This is a genomic window from Bacillus sp. ISL-39 (genome assembly GCF_018613295.1).
GTDB lineage: Bacteria > Bacillota > Bacilli > Bacillales > Cytobacillaceae > Mesobacillus.
The window spans coordinates 17,362-31,980 of the sequence record NZ_JAGGQM010000012.1 but is presented as its reverse complement, the minus strand read 5'-3'; the positions used below and the strand labels follow the sequence as shown (position 1 = coordinate 31,980).

General features: G+C 37.7%; 17 protein-coding genes and 1 riboswitch. Of the genes, 14 read left to right on the top strand and 3 right to left on the bottom strand.

Annotated elements, in window-relative coordinates:
* The first annotated feature begins 596 nt into the window (after window positions 1–596).
* A riboswitch (cobalamin riboswitch) is annotated at window positions 597–781 on the top strand.
* Window positions 782–939: 158 nt separating this feature from the next.
* From J7E37_RS11615 to J7E37_RS11600, 4 genes are all read left to right on the top strand, one after another.
* Window positions 940–1,443: an acyl-CoA thioesterase gene (locus J7E37_RS11615; RefSeq protein ID WP_215024035.1), complete on the top strand. Its 504-nt coding sequence runs from the start codon at window positions 940–942 to the stop codon at window positions 1,441–1,443.
* Window positions 1,427–3,649 carry a ribonucleoside-diphosphate reductase subunit alpha gene (locus J7E37_RS11610; RefSeq protein ID WP_215024033.1) on the top strand — a complete coding sequence of 741 codons (2,223 nt, stop codon included), beginning with the start codon at window positions 1,427–1,429 and terminating at the stop codon, window positions 3,647–3,649. Before J7E37_RS11615 ends, J7E37_RS11610 begins: the two co-directional genes overlap by 17 nt.
* Window positions 3,650–3,667: 18 nt before the next feature.
* Window positions 3,668–4,705, top strand: coding sequence for a ribonucleotide-diphosphate reductase subunit beta (locus tag J7E37_RS11605; RefSeq protein ID WP_215024031.1), 1,038 nt, complete (start codon window positions 3,668–3,670; stop codon window positions 4,703–4,705).
* A gap of 303 nt (window positions 4,706–5,008) precedes the next feature.
* Complete coding sequence (locus tag J7E37_RS11600) at window positions 5,009–5,440, top strand: hypothetical protein (protein ID WP_215024029.1); 432 nt, start codon at window positions 5,009–5,011, stop codon at window positions 5,438–5,440.
* Between the two features lie 824 nt (window positions 5,441–6,264).
* Here J7E37_RS11600 and J7E37_RS11595 read toward each other — a convergent pair.
* Window positions 6,265–7,536, bottom strand: coding sequence for an FtsW/RodA/SpoVE family cell cycle protein (locus J7E37_RS11595; RefSeq protein ID WP_215024027.1), 1,272 nt, complete (start codon window positions 7,534–7,536; stop codon window positions 6,265–6,267).
* Window positions 7,527–7,871, bottom strand: a complete 345-nt coding sequence (locus J7E37_RS11590) for a PadR family transcriptional regulator (protein WP_215024025.1) — start codon at window positions 7,869–7,871, stop codon at window positions 7,527–7,529. The genes J7E37_RS11595 and J7E37_RS11590 overlap by 10 nt, the downstream gene beginning before the upstream one ends.
* 386 nt (window positions 7,872–8,257) lie before the next feature.
* Between J7E37_RS11590 and J7E37_RS11585 the strand changes: the two genes are divergently transcribed.
* The 3 genes from J7E37_RS11585 (at window position 8,258) to J7E37_RS11575 (ending at window position 9,538) form a co-directional block, all read left to right on the top strand.
* Window positions 8,258–8,620, top strand: a complete 363-nt coding sequence (locus J7E37_RS11585; protein WP_215024023.1) for a PH domain-containing protein — start codon at window positions 8,258–8,260, stop codon at window positions 8,618–8,620.
* A gap of 167 nt (window positions 8,621–8,787) precedes the next feature.
* Window positions 8,788–9,213 carry a MarR family winged helix-turn-helix transcriptional regulator gene (locus tag J7E37_RS11580; RefSeq protein ID WP_215024021.1) on the top strand — a complete coding sequence of 142 codons (426 nt, stop codon included), beginning with the start codon at window positions 8,788–8,790 and terminating at the stop codon, window positions 9,211–9,213.
* Window positions 9,197–9,538: a DUF3147 family protein gene (locus J7E37_RS11575; RefSeq protein ID WP_215024018.1), complete on the top strand. Its 342-nt coding sequence runs from the start codon at window positions 9,197–9,199 to the stop codon at window positions 9,536–9,538. Before J7E37_RS11580 ends, J7E37_RS11575 begins: the two co-directional genes overlap by 17 nt.
* An 87-nt stretch (window positions 9,539–9,625) precedes the next feature.
* On the opposite strand, the gene J7E37_RS11570 is transcribed toward J7E37_RS11575, so the two are convergent.
* Window positions 9,626–10,465 carry a tyrosine-type recombinase/integrase gene (locus tag J7E37_RS11570; RefSeq protein WP_215024016.1) on the bottom strand — a complete coding sequence of 280 codons (840 nt, stop codon included), beginning with the start codon at window positions 10,463–10,465 and terminating at the stop codon, window positions 9,626–9,628.
* A gap of 302 nt (window positions 10,466–10,767) precedes the next feature.
* On the opposite strand from J7E37_RS11570, the gene J7E37_RS11565 reads away from it, so the two are divergent.
* The 7 genes from J7E37_RS11565 (at window position 10,768) to J7E37_RS11535 (ending at window position 14,543) form a co-directional block, all read left to right on the top strand.
* Window positions 10,768–11,001, top strand: coding sequence for a hypothetical protein (locus J7E37_RS11565; RefSeq protein WP_215024014.1), 234 nt, complete (start codon window positions 10,768–10,770; stop codon window positions 10,999–11,001).
* A gap of 133 nt (window positions 11,002–11,134) precedes the next feature.
* Window positions 11,135–11,821, top strand: a complete 687-nt coding sequence (locus tag J7E37_RS11560) for a DUF1287 domain-containing protein (protein WP_215024012.1) — start codon at window positions 11,135–11,137, stop codon at window positions 11,819–11,821.
* 79 nt (window positions 11,822–11,900) lie between these two features.
* Window positions 11,901–12,260 (top strand): epimerase, encoded by a 360-nt coding sequence (locus J7E37_RS11555; protein WP_215024010.1) that lies wholly within the window; start codon window positions 11,901–11,903, stop codon window positions 12,258–12,260.
* Window positions 12,261–12,339: 79 nt separating this feature from the next.
* Window positions 12,340–12,822: a barstar family protein gene (locus J7E37_RS11550; RefSeq protein ID WP_215024008.1), complete on the top strand. Its 483-nt coding sequence runs from the start codon at window positions 12,340–12,342 to the stop codon at window positions 12,820–12,822.
* 103 nt (window positions 12,823–12,925) lie between these two features.
* Window positions 12,926–13,417, top strand: a complete 492-nt coding sequence (locus J7E37_RS11545) for a hypothetical protein (protein ID WP_251009622.1) — start codon at window positions 12,926–12,928, stop codon at window positions 13,415–13,417.
* 136 nt (window positions 13,418–13,553) lie between these two features.
* Window positions 13,554–14,042: a copper resistance protein gene (locus J7E37_RS11540; protein ID WP_215024006.1), complete on the top strand. Its 489-nt coding sequence runs from the start codon at window positions 13,554–13,556 to the stop codon at window positions 14,040–14,042.
* 117 nt (window positions 14,043–14,159) lie between these two features.
* On the top strand, window positions 14,160–14,543 hold the full coding sequence (locus tag J7E37_RS11535) for a hypothetical protein (protein WP_215024004.1): 384 nt from the start codon (window positions 14,160–14,162) through the stop codon (window positions 14,541–14,543).
* The last annotated feature ends 76 nt before the right edge of the window (window positions 14,544–14,619 follow it).

The window sequence follows — 14,619 nt, the reverse complement described above, 5'->3', positions numbered from 1 at the left end:
ATTCTTGGCCGAATTCAGGGAGCACTTTTCTTCCCAAGCCTCTTTTATTTCTTGTATGGCCGCTGTCAGGAGCTCAATGTCTTTTAGAATTTGATTTCTTATTGTAGTGTCAGCACTTGATCGATACTCGTTTTTCAGTTGAATAAGTTCTCTTTGTAACAGAAAAAGCGTCAGCATCTTCATCTCCCCTTTGATGAAAAGAACTATCTTTCTCTTTATATAGTACTAAATACCCAAATTGGAGCGTTTCAAAACGTGGAATCGGGTATTTATTCCAATAATTTAAAGGAAATAAGTTCATTTTTGTCAAAAAATGAAATATTTCGACCACATTTTAAGATATATCAGCCACTTTTCGTATTTTATCGACCACATTTGGAATTAGGCTGACCTGATTTTGTGTTAGATGGAGGAAACGAACCAATTCTGGACCAGGCTCTGATTTTAAAAAAAGTGAGGGTACTGAGTGATTACAACGGATGTCCATGAGCATTTAAATACAAATGAAAAATAGTTGAAAAAGTGAGGAAGATGATTTACTATCAATTCATAACACGATATATTGTGTTAATGAATGGTTTCTATAACTAAATATTGAAATTACCGATAAGTATGGTGTCTGAACAAGACTTAATAGGGAATCTGGTGAGAATCCAGAACTGTTCCCGCAACTGTAAGTGCTGACGAAATAAGGAAGAACCACTGTCTAAAAAATAGATGGGAAGGCCTTAAATTAGGGTGAAGCACAAGTCAGGAGACCTGCCATATTTATTCGTGTTATCTTCTTCGGGAATAGGGAAGGTATACGGGGATCAATTGACAGGCTCATGCTGTTTTTGCGGCTTCCTATGAGTTGTTAATACATCAACGTTACTTAAACCCATCCTTCGAGATGGGTTTTTCTCGTTTTTCAAGGAGGTTTTCAGAGAGGAGTCAGGAATGGAAGGATTATCAGCAAATGTATCAAGGACATTCCAGAACAGGCTCGTTCTGCCGCCGGATACAAACCATCTTGGAACGATTTTTGGCGGAACGGTACTGTCCTATATTGATGAAATTGCCGCTATTGCAGCGATGAAGCACAGCAGGAGGGCGGTCGTCACTGCTTCGATTGACTCGGTTAATTTTCTGTCTTCCGCTGTGGTGGGCGATATTTTAACACTTGAAGCAGTCGTTATTTCAACAGGAAGAACATCAATGGAAGTGTTCGTGAAAGTGGAAAGTGAGAACTTGAAAGCTTGCAGGAAAACGTTAACCACCACCTCGATTCTGACCATGGTTGCAAAGGATGACAATGGTGCACCCGTTCCGGTGGAGAAGGTCATTCCAGAGAATGAGTTTGAATGGGAGCTCTTTAAGACTGCCGATATAAGAAGGAAGCACAGGCTGGAAATGAGAAAAAGTAAGCAAGCAGGAGGAATAGGAAATGAGCATTCAAGTTAGGGATGAAAAAGCCGCAAAATGGATCGAAGAAATGGAACAATCATTCCCCCGATTGGATTTTTCACAGTTCAAAGAGAAGGTGGACCGGGCTCTTGAGGTGAAAAATATGACAGATGACCAGGTTGGGAACATGTTGATTTTGACCGCAGTAGAGCGAATCGGCCGGAATGAACCAGATTGGACCTATGCTGCAGCGCGGTTTTACCTGAAAAAATTGTACATGCTGAGTTCCGGCTTTAGGGGAGAAGCTGGCTACGGTTCATTTTATGAGTTAATCAATAGGTTGATAGAAATAGGGATCTATGATCGTCTAATCGTAGAATCCTACTCCCGTGAAGAAATAGAGTATCTTGAAAAAGTCATTGATCCAGAGAGGGACAAGCTATTTACATATATAGGGCTTTTAACGATGGCAGAAAGATACCTGGCACGCACACAAAATGGGAATTTCGCCGAACTGCCTCAAGAGCGGTTCATGATCATTGCCATGACGCTGCTGGCTGAAGAACCAAAGGAAAAAAGGCTTGAGCTAGTGGAAGAGGCATACTGGGCGATTTCAAACCTCTATATGACAGTGGCTACTCCGACACTTTCGAATGCGGGCAAAAGCTACGGTCAATTATCAAGCTGCTTTATCGATACTGTTGCGGATGATTTAAGGAGTATTTACGATTCGAATACAGATATATCTACCTTAAGCAAAAATGGCGGCGGCATTGGCGTTTATCTTGGAAAGATCCGTAGCCGAGGCAGTGATATCAAAGGCTTTAAAGGGGTCAGTTCCGGAGTCATCCCCTGGATGAAGCAGCTGAATAACACAGCTGTTTCTGTAGATCAATTAGGGCAGCGCCAGGGCGCGATTGCCGTGTATCTTGATGTCTGGCATAAAGATATCTTCCCGTTCCTTGATGCAAAACTGAACAATGGAGATGAGCGCCAGAGGACACATGATTTGTTTTCGGGTATATGTATTCCTGATTTATTTATGGAACAAGTAGAAAAACGAGGCGACTGGTATCTGTTTGATCCACATGAAGTCAGGAGTGTCATGGGGTATTCTCTTGAAGATAATTTCGATGAGGCAAAGGGTGCGGGATCCTTCCGGGAAAAGTATTGGGCTTGTGTAAACCACCCTGGTTTGTCACATGAAGTGGTCCCTGCCATCGAAATCTTTAAATCAATCATGATCTCTCAGCTTGAAACCGGCACACCTTATATGTTTTACAGGGATCAGGTCAACAGGCTTAATGCCAATCACCACAAAGGGATGATTTATTGCAGCAACCTTTGCACGGAAATCACCCAAAATATGAGTCCGACCCTTTTGGAAGAGGAAACAGTCGAAGACGGAAAAATCTTAATCTATAAAAAGCCAGGTGATTTTGTCGTCTGCAACTTGTCATCGATAGCTTTGGCAAAGACCGTCGCGGATGATGTACTTGATAGAGTGATAAAAATTCAGGTCAGAATGCTGGATAATGTCATCGATATCAATGAGATCCCTGTGCTGCAGGCTCAAATAACCAACAAGAATTACAGGGGAATCGGACTGGGGACATTCGGCTGGCATCATTTGCTGGCTCTGAAGGAAATCAAATGGGAAAGTGAAGAAGCTGTCGAGTACTGTGATACTCTCTATGAAAAAATAGCCTATTGGACCATCTGCGCAAGTCTGGAATTGGCAAAAGAAAAAGGGGCGTACCCCTATTTTGAAGGCTCCGATTGGTCGACAGGCCAGTTTTTCGAGAAGAGACAATATGCTGGTGAAAGATGGGGGAAACTCGCTGAGGAAGTAAGACTGCATGGAATCAGGAACGGCTACTTAATGGCAGTGGCACCAAACTCCTCAACCTCGATTCTTGCGGGTTCAACAGCAAGCATTGACCCGATTTTCCGGCTTGAATATTCCGAGGAAAAGAAAGATTACAAGATTCCGGTCACCGCACCAGATCTGTCAGCCGAAACGATGTGGTTCTATAAGACAGCCTACAACCTGGACCAGCACTGGAGCATCAGGCAGAATGCCAGGCGTCAGCGCCATATCGATCAATCGATCTCGTTTAATTTTTATGTAACAAATACAATCAAGGCAAAGGCACTGCTGGATTTGCATATGGATGCCTGGAAATCAGGATTGAAAACCACTTATTATGTCCGCTCCACTTCAAGCAGTGAGTTTGACGAATGTGAAAGCTGTCATAGTTAAGAGGAGGGACGGATTAAGATGAACCAATTAAAGAAAAGACTGCTTGTCGACGTCGGTGCGCCGAATTCTTCCACCGGGATTATAAATGGACAAAGTTCCAATATACTGAACTGGGATGATGTCCGCTTCCCGTGGGCCTACCCAAAATACAAGAGAATGCTGGGCAATTTCTGGACCCCATTTGAGATCAATATGTCAAAGGACATTAAACAATTTTCGATGCTTTCCAAAAAAGAACAGGATGCCTTTTTAAAAATCATCGGGCTCCTGGCACTCCTTGACAGCATTCAAACAGACTACGCCGGTAAGGTTGCCGATTATCTTACCGACTCCAGCTTAAATGCACTCATGATCATTTTGGCACAGCAGGAAGTGATCCATAATCATTCCTACAGCTATGTGCTGTCAAGCATCGTTTCCAAATCAAAGCAGGAGGAAGTGTTCGACTATTGGAGGACAGAACCAATCCTGCGCAAGCGTAATGAGTTTATAACAGACGGATACAAAGGCTTCACCGAAAACCCAAGCATAGAAAATCTATTGCATTCGATTGTCTATGATGTCATCCTGGAAGGCTTGTTTTTCTATTCGGGCTTCGCGTTCTTTTATAATCTTGCGCGGAATCAGAAAATGGTTGGTACCAGTACGATGATTAACTACATTAACCGTGATGAACAGCTGCATGTGGGGCTATTCGAAAAGATTTTTAAAGAAATTCTGTATGAAAATCCCGAGTACAATACAGAATCCTTGAGGGATTTTGGTACGGAAGCCTTCCGGGAAGCGGCACGGCTGGAGATTGAGTGGGCGGAGTATATTATCGGCAACGAAGTCGATGGACTGCTCATGTCAGATGTGGAAGCCTATATAAAGTTCATGGCAAACAAACGTGCAGAGCAACTCGGCTTTGCTGCCCCCTTCGAAGGACACCGGAACAATCCATTAAGATGGATTATCGCCTATCAGGAAGTAGACATGGGCAAGACCGATTTCTTTGAGCAAAAATCAAGACAGTATACTAAAACCTCCGATGAGAATGGGTTTGATGAGCTTTAAGAATGCCGTTGAAACGACAAGGCATTGCTTGCGACCATACAGGCGGTATATCTGTAGGCGGATAGGGCAAGTATGATGAAAATGCAGAAGCGCTGCGCAGTATCAGTACTGGTGATTTTATAGCTTGGTTTGTCGCTCCATTGATATTTTGAAATAGCTATTGACCTACTTTTATTCTTAAACTACTTGGTGCGTTGATCCAGGAAGGATTAAGGCACCTTTTTGTTGAATTCCTTCTTGAACAAACGAAGCCGTAATTTTGGATTTTTACTGGTGAAATTAGTAGTGAGGAGGAAGGAATTTATGAGCAAAAGCAAACCAGTTGATGAATTAACCATTGAGGACTTAAGGGAATATCCTATATGGGAATGGGCAATAGATGAAGAAGAGAACGTAGAACAAGATGAGACTTGGGTAAGACCAGCTGAAACAAAGAACTTTACAGAAGAGTTAAACGGTTCAATTGTATTAGGTGAATTAGCTATAAATAATGGCGATAAATATCCTATGATGTGTAACCTAGATATAGAAGACGAAGAGGTAATAATTAGTTCAGTTGTTTTTTATAACGATAAACAGGATGAATATTATGCCTTAGAAGATATGATTAAAAAAATTGATTTCCCTTTATCCATTCATATTGGTCTTACAATCAATGGGAAATCACAATCTTTGAAATTTGCTGCGAACAAAGTGGACATATATAAAAATGACATAAAAACCAATTTGAATTAATGTCTTGTCCAACAAAAGGGTGCGTTGATCCAGAAGGATTAACGGCCTTTTTTGTTGAATTCCTTAGTGAGCAGACGAAGCAGGGTTGTTGAATAAGATAGTGTTAACAAGGTTACTAGAAATAAGAGACAAGAACAAGGGAGAGAGTATGATGGGTGAAGGGTTGGCATATTTATTTATTTATTATTTTTATACTTAGTATATTTCTCTTTTGGGTTGTAGGTTCCATATTAGAAACAAAAGACCCAGCCATTTCTTATTTCCTTTGCTTAATTGCCACCCATTTAATATTCGATAAAACAGGTGGTTTTTGGATTTTTTCAAAGATGAATTCGTCAAATAGTCCTGCCATTAATTTGTTCAACATAAGGTGCAGGATAGTTCAATTAATATTATAGAAAGTACATTGGTAAGGAGTTGAAGTAATGTATTTGAATTTCATCGAATTACTTGCTATCTTTACTACTTTTTATTTGATTAGGTTCTTCTTTGACACAAAATATAAAGATAAGAAAAGGAGTTATATCTTTTTAGATATTAGTATAACGACTATTTTAGCTTTTGGTATTCAATTGTTAATATCATTCTTATTTAACTAAAGGAGCAGGAAGGATAAACGCATTTTTTAATGAATTTTTTAAAAGATGTAGCAGGTTCGTGGAATAGGTAAAGAAAGACCGCATCGGTAATTACGGTTTGAGTATATAGGATCTGGCACTTTTTTATCACTAATAAAGTAGTCCATTAAAAAATCTCAGACTGGCAAATAGTCTGAGATTTTTAGTAATGGCTTCTTGCAGCATTGAATCCATTATTGGTTGCTTCTAATTACTTTGCGGAGAGTGAGTCAAGGAAACTGTCTCCTTGGTTTTTCGTCTTCTATATACGCTTAGAATCAGTCCTGCGGATATCATCTCCAGCAATAAATGTGAACCTCCATAACTCATGAATGGTACGGGTACACCAGTCAGTGGAGATAAACCGAGATTCGTTAGTAGGCTTAGTATAAACTGAGCTGAAAAGACTGCTGCCAATCCTGTAATTAGCAATTTTCCATAAGGGGGATTCACACTCTTAGCGGTAATCGATATTCTACAAATAAAAAATATAACCAGAGCTAAAGCCGTGATTGCGGCTAGCCACCCAAACGAATAGATGATGTACGTCAAGATAAAATCTGTATGGACCTCAGAAATGAAACTTGGGGTCACCTGAAGGGAACTTCCTACAAAATAAGCCTCACCTATTTTAAGATCTGTATAGGAGCTTACCATGGAGTATCTCTGAGAAAGAGACAGCAGATTCCAGATGGGCCATATAGAAGCAACAACTGCGAATGTTATAGTTTGCTTAAGGCTGGACCTCGACGTATGCATGATTACAGCGCATACAATGATGCTAATAATAGTAGCTGCGAAGGCTCCTGTAGTCGCCATTAATAAAATTGGTATTGACATAATACCTATTCCAAACCAAGACTTTCGATTATCCTTCCAATCCCAGGAATGAAACATTCCAGCAAAGGCAATGACCAAAAGGAATGGAGTGATTTCGGTGAAATTAATAGTAGCAAAGCCTACATTTAAAAATGGCACATCATCGACTCTAACACCAATGAGAACGGTCAATAAAAGTATGAGGATTGTTGCCGCATAGAAGTGCTTGGAGTATTTCATCAATCTTCTGTAATCAAACATAAATAGGCTTAGCATGAGCACGACACCCAACGAGTAGAAGCTAAGACTTTTATTGAAAACTTTCAGTTCTTGAAGCTCTGTAAAAGCCGAATGGAATTGCAAATAATACATAACCAGTAGCCCAAATAGAGAAGCTGTCAGCACTGGCAGCAACAATTTCACATCCATAGGGGCTTTGTGTGTTTTGTTAAGCTGCTTTCCCAAAACTACTGCATCTCCCATACGTGCTAATGCTTGATCTATAGCCTCTTCTTCTGAAAGTCCAGTACTCATGGCCTCCTCTTTGAGCGTATGAAGGTGATCGTTAATTTCCAGTTTTATATGGGCATGTACATCCTTATTTTTTATCCGTTTACACAAATCTCTAATATACATTTCAAACTTATTATCTAATCCCATACGATTTTCTCCCCACTTAAAACTTCGTCAACAGCATTCTTGAAAACGGACCATTCTTCTTTTTTTTCTTGAATAAATTCTTTGCCCTGGTAATTAATCTTGTAATATTTCCTCTTTCTCTTTCCGGTCCCTTCGCCCCAGTAAGATACAATTAATTCTTTTTCCTCAAGGCTGTGAAGGATGGGATAGATCGTGCCTTCCTTAAAACTAAAAATTCCATTAGACTTCGATTCCAGTTCTTTGATAATTTCATAGCCGTACATTGGTTTAGAATTAAGCAAACTCAAAATAAGAGTAGTGGTACTACCCTTTAGCAATTCTTTGCTTATCTTCATAAACAGTCCACCTTCCAAATGCATAGTAAATCTATGCATAGTTATTATATGTATAATTTATGACATAAATTAATTCCTGTCAATATGTCTATAAATAAAAACGGTATGGTTTATATAACAAAGATTCATTAAGAGCACATTCTTTTCATAAGTTGCTTTTAATAGTCGAATGTGGTCTCAGTAAAGAAAGGTATAACAAACAATAAGAATTCCTATCAGATATGATTATTATGTTTGTGAAGCAAACATTGCTTATTCAACAATCAGGTGCGATAGCAGAACAAGGCTATCGCTTCTTCAACTATTGAAGCAGTTTAGTGGAATAAGCGTCTAGATAATTGAAACCAATAATATCTGTTATTCGTATCGAATATAGAGGTGATTAAATGTATTATTCGTCGAAAAAAGACTTATGGATGACCCCTGAGTTTTTGAACAAACAATGGATAAAGATTGTTATCCTATGTCCAGTAGGTTTTTGTTTATTGTGGATTTGGTTTAGAACTGGATATACAATAAAAAACAATTCTCTCAAAATACAATACGGTCCCTTTAAAAAGGAAATAAAGATTGATGAAATTCAAAGTATTAGGGAAACCAGAAATCCATTTACAGCTCCCTCACTTTCAATGAACAGAATTGAAGTCAATTACGCAAAATATAATACGGTACAGATTTCACCTAATAATATAGATGGATTTATAAACGAGTTAGAAAAGAGGAATCCCAATATTCAAACAAAAAACTAGATAAACCAGATAGCTAACGGGTGTGTTGATCCAGAAGGCTTAGCTGCCTTTTTTGTTGAATCCTTTATTAAACAAACGAAGCAGGTTAGTGGAAGAATAGTTGCTTTATATCCATTTATATCGTAATATAAGATATAATCTTAAAATACGATATAAGGATTGGTAATATGGATAAGGAAATCGTACTTTTAAATCATCTTTGGACGGACATTTACTATCAGTTACGTTATAACCACCAAGAAAAAATTACTCACCAAGGTATTCGTATCCTACAAGTTATTGAAAAAGAGGATGAAGTAGGAATAAAAGAAATTGCTAATGCGATTCAGGTGTCTCATAACACAGCTTCAGAGCATATTAAACGCTTATTGGAAAAAAATTATGTATTTAAAACTCGTAGTAGCAAGGATGAGCGAAAGGTTATTCTAAGGCTTTCCGATTTAGGAATCGATGTACTACATCGTCATTCAAGTTTAGATGAAGAAAAATTAAAACAAATTCTATTTGATCAAATGAGCGATGAAGAAAGGAAACTTATCTTAGAGGCATTTATATTACTAAAGGAGAGAGCAAAAGATGTTCGCAATAGTTAAAATCCTTATTTCAGCCATTATAATTGGCGTTATTACAGAATTTTCGCGGAGGTATCCCCAACAAGGTGGAATCATTGCCGCTTTACCAATTGTCAGCCTTTTAAGCATCTTATGGCTATATACTCAAGGGGAACAGATAGACAAAATAAGTAAGTTTGCTATGGGTGTTGTATGGGGGCTTCCTGGAACATTAGTTATGTTATTAATCATAGGAATAGCACTGAAATATGCTATCCATTTATTTGCTTCATTAGGTCTTGGAATCGCAGGTTGGCTAATCTTCTATTTTGCTCAAGACTTCATATTAAAACATCTTATTAACTAATTTGATAAGTTTGTGAAAGAGTGTACTTAAGCTAACGGGTGCAAGAGTACAGAAGCAACGCATAATTTACGTTGCTTCTTCGCTTTATTAGAAGTATTTCTGGTAAAACTCCTGTCTCAGCCTTCCGCTTAGTTGGGCATATATTCGAGTGATTTCACTTTTCTCGTGGCCCAAAAGGCTTTGGATAACTTCAACTGGTGCTCCATTTTTCAATAAGTGAGTGGCATAGCTGTGTCTGAGTTGGTGAGGATGAATTTCCTTATTTATGCCGGCACGCGCTGAGATTTTCTTAATGTAATACCTCATCTGTGCAATACTCATTCTGTGTGGCTGTCTCTCTGTTACAAAAATGGCCGGATCTTTATCCTGGCGGCTATCAATGTATCGCTTAAGCCATAATTCAGCCCGAATATTAAAATACACTTCACGTTCCTTGTCACCCTTTCCCCTGACGATGGCAGAGCGGTTAGACCAATTAATGCAATTGCGATCCAGTGCAGCGATTTCCCCAATTCTGCAGCCAGTAGAAAACATCAATTCGAATAGTGCCTTTTCCATAGGGCTAATACAGGCTTCATGTAAAAGTTCAATCTCCCTTTCTGATAGAAACTTTGGGATTCTCTTGCCGGCTTTAGGTTCCTTGATCTTTGCTGCTGGATTTATGGTTAAATGGCCTTCCTCGTGACACCAGCGAAACAATGACTTCATAAACCGAATTCTGTGGGCCAAACTTGAGGGTTTTAAATCCTTGCCTTGAGTAACAAGATATTTCTTTAATCCTTCTGTATTGAAGGTATCAATAATTGGGTCCCTAAAATAGCTTATGAGCAGCTTTGCCTGAATACCATATGCTTTTAAGGTATATGGTGAAAATCCTTCAATACGTTTGTCTGCTTCATAGGACTTCCAAGCAGTTGATAGCAACAAACCAATCCCTCCCATTTAATTAGGATATCAGAAGGTATTCTTGCCAGTTTTATAGAAATTTAGACTTAGTGAAGAGAAATAATATAGTAGCTAACAAACTTGATGAATTTGGTCTTCTAATCAGCCAATTTATTGGAGGTGTTGAAATGGATAAGGAGAAATACAAATTAACATTGCTAACAATTATTACACTTGTCTTATTGTACATAGCATTTATAATTTCAGACCCAGGCTTCGGAGTTGGATATTAAATGAATAAATTATTGAGTGGGTTAAAGGATAATTAAATTGGAGGGAATTTAATGGAGCGGATCCTAGTAAAAACAGGTATATATTCATTTATTGTTCCACTTTTTTTATTAGTTGCTTTTATGAAACGGGAGGAAAGTACAACAGATGCTGAAGGATTTACTTCAAGTGTTGTAACGCCGTATCCAGAGTTCTTTTTTAATATTTTTAGATATTCTGTAATAACCTCTCTCATTGCGGTTATTATTGTGTTTGCCTACTTAATTTCAGAAAAGAAAAAAGAGTAGCGTATTATGAACTCCAATCTAAACTAACGAAGCAGTTATATGGAAGAAGGATTTTATATGCCAAGGAGAATTTAAATAATAATTCATTAATGGAGAGTCTTTCTTTTGCAATAAATGAGGTGGAATAAGGAAAATGAAAAGAGCACTTTTGATTGTTTCTTTTGTATTGGTAGTGCCATTGTTTTCTGTTTTTTTTAGGGAGGGTCTGATTATGGATATGGCAGGTATCCATCTTGATAGTCCCTTCTCTGAAAAAGTAACAGTCGATGAAAGTTATATAAGGGTTGATAAAAATCAGAATAAGGTGCCTGATCCATTAGACATAGTGAATGCTGCAAGGAAAGAAGTGGAGAATCGAACACTATACAAGAGTGCTTATTATGAAGATGGTTATCCACCAGACAGCGAGGGTGTGTGCACCGATGTTGTTTGGAGAGGATTGGCCGGGGCAGGCATAAATTTAAAAGATTTGATGGACCAGGATATTAATGATAATACCTCTTTATATCCGCGGGTAGCTGGAAATCCAGACCCCCATATTGATTTCAGACGGGTTCCCAATCAGTATGTTTTTTTTCAACGTTTCACTGAATCTTTGACGACCGAGTTAATTCCAAATAATCCTGAGAATTTAGCCAAGTGGCAACCGGGGGATATTGTTATTTATTTTAAGGGCACGGACCACGTAGGCATCATTTCTGACAGACGGACAAAAGACGGAATACCTTATTTAATTCATAACACCCGTCCATTTGCATCGGAAATTAAACTTACTTCTTATAAACAGCCTATTGTAGGCCATTATAGATGGAAATACTGATTTTTTGTCGGGGAATCCATTAATCTGTTCAAGGGTGCCATAGCTCAAGATAGCGATTAGGCTAGGAGGTGTTTTAAAAATGACTGCTAAGTTCCTAGATTTATTTGGAGAAATCTTAATGAAGAATGTTCGAGAAGAAGCAATTGAGCAATGGGAAATGACCATCCAAGGAAAAATGAAGAGTGAAGAAAGTCAAAGTGTACATAACCTTATATCTTTGAGCGGTCAAAGTGAGTTAATCAATGATCTTGTTCCTAAAATTGTTGATACCACCATACATCATTTGTTGTGGACATTAGAACAAGAGGAAGCTATAGATTTAACCATAAATAACGGTAACAAACCAGTTAGTATTAAGGAAATGAGTGACGGTTTAGCTGGAGAACTGTATACAGAAGATGGATGGATAAACCGGTTCAGTAACAAGTCCAAGTCATAAAAGTTTTACCTTTGTTTATTGCGCTAAAGAGGCAGTAATGTTTAATATGCAACCATAATTTAACTGGTGAGGTGATGGAATGGAATTATGGAGACAACTTTTATTAAATGGCTCAGTTAAGCTATTTTGGAGAAATGAAATATTAGATAAATTCGTAAATGATATATCAAGCGAAGGGTTTGAGATTTATACATTAGATTGCTCTGAATGGAGCTCACAAAATTATCACAATGATTTGGCATCTGTCTTAAATTTTCCAGATTATTATGGGAAAAATTTAGATGCATTTAATGACTGTCTTTCAGATATGACTACTGAAGGTATTGGTATCGTATTAGTATTTAGGAACTATGAAAAGTTTGTTAATACGGACAACTATGCTGCACGTACAATTTTAGATATTATTCAAACCAATGCTTGGAGATTTTTACTTGAAGAAGAGAATCTTAAGCTACTTGCCTTTGTGCAATCAAATGATGCAACAATTGATTTCCCCGATCTAGGTGGAATGTCTGCCGAATGGAATAATGAAGAATGGCTCAATAAAGATAGAGATTTGTAATCGGCGTTGATTCGGAAAGATTAACGCCCTTTTTGTTGAAGTTCTTATTGGATAAACGGGGCAGGTTACTTCAATAAGAAATCAAAAGTAATGAGCAGTTACTATGAAGGTAGATAAAACGGAGGTTGAGATGCGAAAAGTTTACCTAGATAGAACAGAATTAACCGGAGCCATAAATCTAAATTTAAAAGATACTGAGGTAATACAAGCTGGTACAACGATTTTTCCTATGAGTGTTTATCATAAAAATGAGGAGTACCAAAAATATGCTAGCAATTATGATATTCAATTTATATTTGACGATGATATTCCACAATTAGAATTTTATACTGTTCCATATGTAGATATTATGGCAAAAGATAGTAAAGGTGGATTTATCGGAACTATTGGTCAACAATGTGATTTGAAAAGTGACGCACCAATTTGTTATATCAATAGCCATTTAGAGTGCTTGATAATTTCTGAAAACGGAGAAGATTTTTTGAGTAACATAGGAACCTGGCAAGATAACTTGAAACTCTATGATAAAATTACGGTTTATCGTTCGAAAGCAGAAGCAGAAATGGAACTAGAGTTTATCGATTTATCTGTTTGATAGTCCTCCATCATTATACATTCATATTGAACGGGAGCGTTGATCCAGGAAGGATTAACCCCTTTTTTGTTGAACTACTTATTGAACAAACGGGGCAGGATAGTTGAATAACGAATAAACAGAAAGAGTTGGTTATATGGATGAAAATCTACTAGACACAATAAATTCTATTCAATTTAAAGAGGTTTCTCTTGGCTATCGAACGGTTATAATATTTCCTTCCCAGGATTTAAATGAGGCACAACTTGGATACTGCATTGACTATGACGGACAACCTCTATCAGGTATGGGAGAAGGGGACTGGCGTTCTTCATGGTTAGTTATTGGAAACGAGGATGAAACAGGTGATCCTATTTTTATCGATACTGAAGATGAGCAGTTCCCTGTTTACAGCGCTTTTCATGGACAAGGGAATTGGGAGGCATACAAAATTGCTGCATCGCTTAAAAAGTTTGATAGGGTTTTGAGTTTAATAAGTAAATTAGCAGTTAGTCGTGAAAATCCTGTGGAATTAGAAAAGAATCCAATAACTTCTGAGGAGCGAAAACAAGTTTTAAAAAGCATAGCCCAGGAAAATGACCAAATTGAGATAAGCTTTTGGGAATCTTGGTTAGAGGATTTATGAGAGCAACAAAATAATATTATGTATTGGTTTGTATCTGTAATTGTACTAACGAAGCAGGGTAGTTGAAGAACGGATCTATAAAATACCTTGGTTTGAAGCCGATAAGGGGGTAACTAGATGAAAAAGGTTGGATTTATTCTAGGTATAGCAATAGTTATTTTAGCTGTGTTTATATTTGTAAATAAATTATACTATCCCTCTCTTCCAATAGAGAATTTATCAGCAAAAGAAGCAATTGATATACTAAAAGAATCGGAAAGTAAAATAGCAGAAATTGCAGTAGAAGGCAATTCTATTTGGTATATCACAAGTAGTGAGAACAAAGGTATATCGATTGCTGATGAAAATATAAAACAAATGATTGGTTCATATGGATGGGAATTTAAAGAAAAAGATGGTGCTGGTCTGTTCTTTGAAAAAGACGGAAGGAGATTAATTGCCACCACTCAAATGTGGACTGGAGATTATGTTCTCGTTAAAATCCCAGGTAATTTTAAATAATCTTCAGAGGTTTTTAATAGACTATGATAGTTTTTGTTGAATTCCTTATTGAACGATGCAGGTTAGTGGAAGAAGG

What these genes read in the sequence shown, in the direction of transcription:
- J7E37_RS11615 (WP_215024035.1), top strand. Translation starts at nt 940, where the DNA reads ATGGAAGGATTATCAGCAAATGTATCAAGGACATTCCAGAACAGGCTC.
- J7E37_RS11610 (WP_215024033.1), top strand. Translation starts at nt 1,427, where the DNA reads ATGAGCATTCAAGTTAGGGATGAAAAAGCCGCAAAATGGATCGAAGAA.
- J7E37_RS11605 (WP_215024031.1), top strand. Translation starts at nt 3,668, where the DNA reads ATGAACCAATTAAAGAAAAGACTGCTTGTCGACGTCGGTGCGCCGAAT.
- J7E37_RS11600 (WP_215024029.1), top strand. Translation starts at nt 5,009, where the DNA reads ATGAGCAAAAGCAAACCAGTTGATGAATTAACCATTGAGGACTTAAGG.
- J7E37_RS11595 (WP_215024027.1), bottom strand. Translation starts at nt 7,536, where the DNA reads ATGGGATTAGATAATAAGTTTGAAATGTATATTAGAGATTTGTGTAAA.
- J7E37_RS11590 (WP_215024025.1), bottom strand. Translation starts at nt 7,871, where the DNA reads ATGAAGATAAGCAAAGAATTGCTAAAGGGTAGTACCACTACTCTTATT.
- J7E37_RS11585 (WP_215024023.1), top strand. Translation starts at nt 8,258, where the DNA reads ATGTATTATTCGTCGAAAAAAGACTTATGGATGACCCCTGAGTTTTTG.
- J7E37_RS11580 (WP_215024021.1), top strand. Translation starts at nt 8,788, where the DNA reads ATGGATAAGGAAATCGTACTTTTAAATCATCTTTGGACGGACATTTAC.
- J7E37_RS11575 (WP_215024018.1), top strand. Translation starts at nt 9,197, where the DNA reads ATGTTCGCAATAGTTAAAATCCTTATTTCAGCCATTATAATTGGCGTT.
- J7E37_RS11565 (WP_215024014.1), top strand. Translation starts at nt 10,768, where the DNA reads ATGGAGCGGATCCTAGTAAAAACAGGTATATATTCATTTATTGTTCCA.
- J7E37_RS11560 (WP_215024012.1), top strand. Translation starts at nt 11,135, where the DNA reads ATGAAAAGAGCACTTTTGATTGTTTCTTTTGTATTGGTAGTGCCATTG.
- J7E37_RS11555 (WP_215024010.1), top strand. Translation starts at nt 11,901, where the DNA reads ATGACTGCTAAGTTCCTAGATTTATTTGGAGAAATCTTAATGAAGAAT.
- J7E37_RS11550 (WP_215024008.1), top strand. Translation starts at nt 12,340, where the DNA reads ATGGAATTATGGAGACAACTTTTATTAAATGGCTCAGTTAAGCTATTT.
- J7E37_RS11545 (WP_251009622.1), top strand. Translation starts at nt 12,926, where the DNA reads ATGAAGGTAGATAAAACGGAGGTTGAGATGCGAAAAGTTTACCTAGAT.
- J7E37_RS11540 (WP_215024006.1), top strand. Translation starts at nt 13,554, where the DNA reads ATGGATGAAAATCTACTAGACACAATAAATTCTATTCAATTTAAAGAG.
- J7E37_RS11535 (WP_215024004.1), top strand. Translation starts at nt 14,160, where the DNA reads ATGAAAAAGGTTGGATTTATTCTAGGTATAGCAATAGTTATTTTAGCT.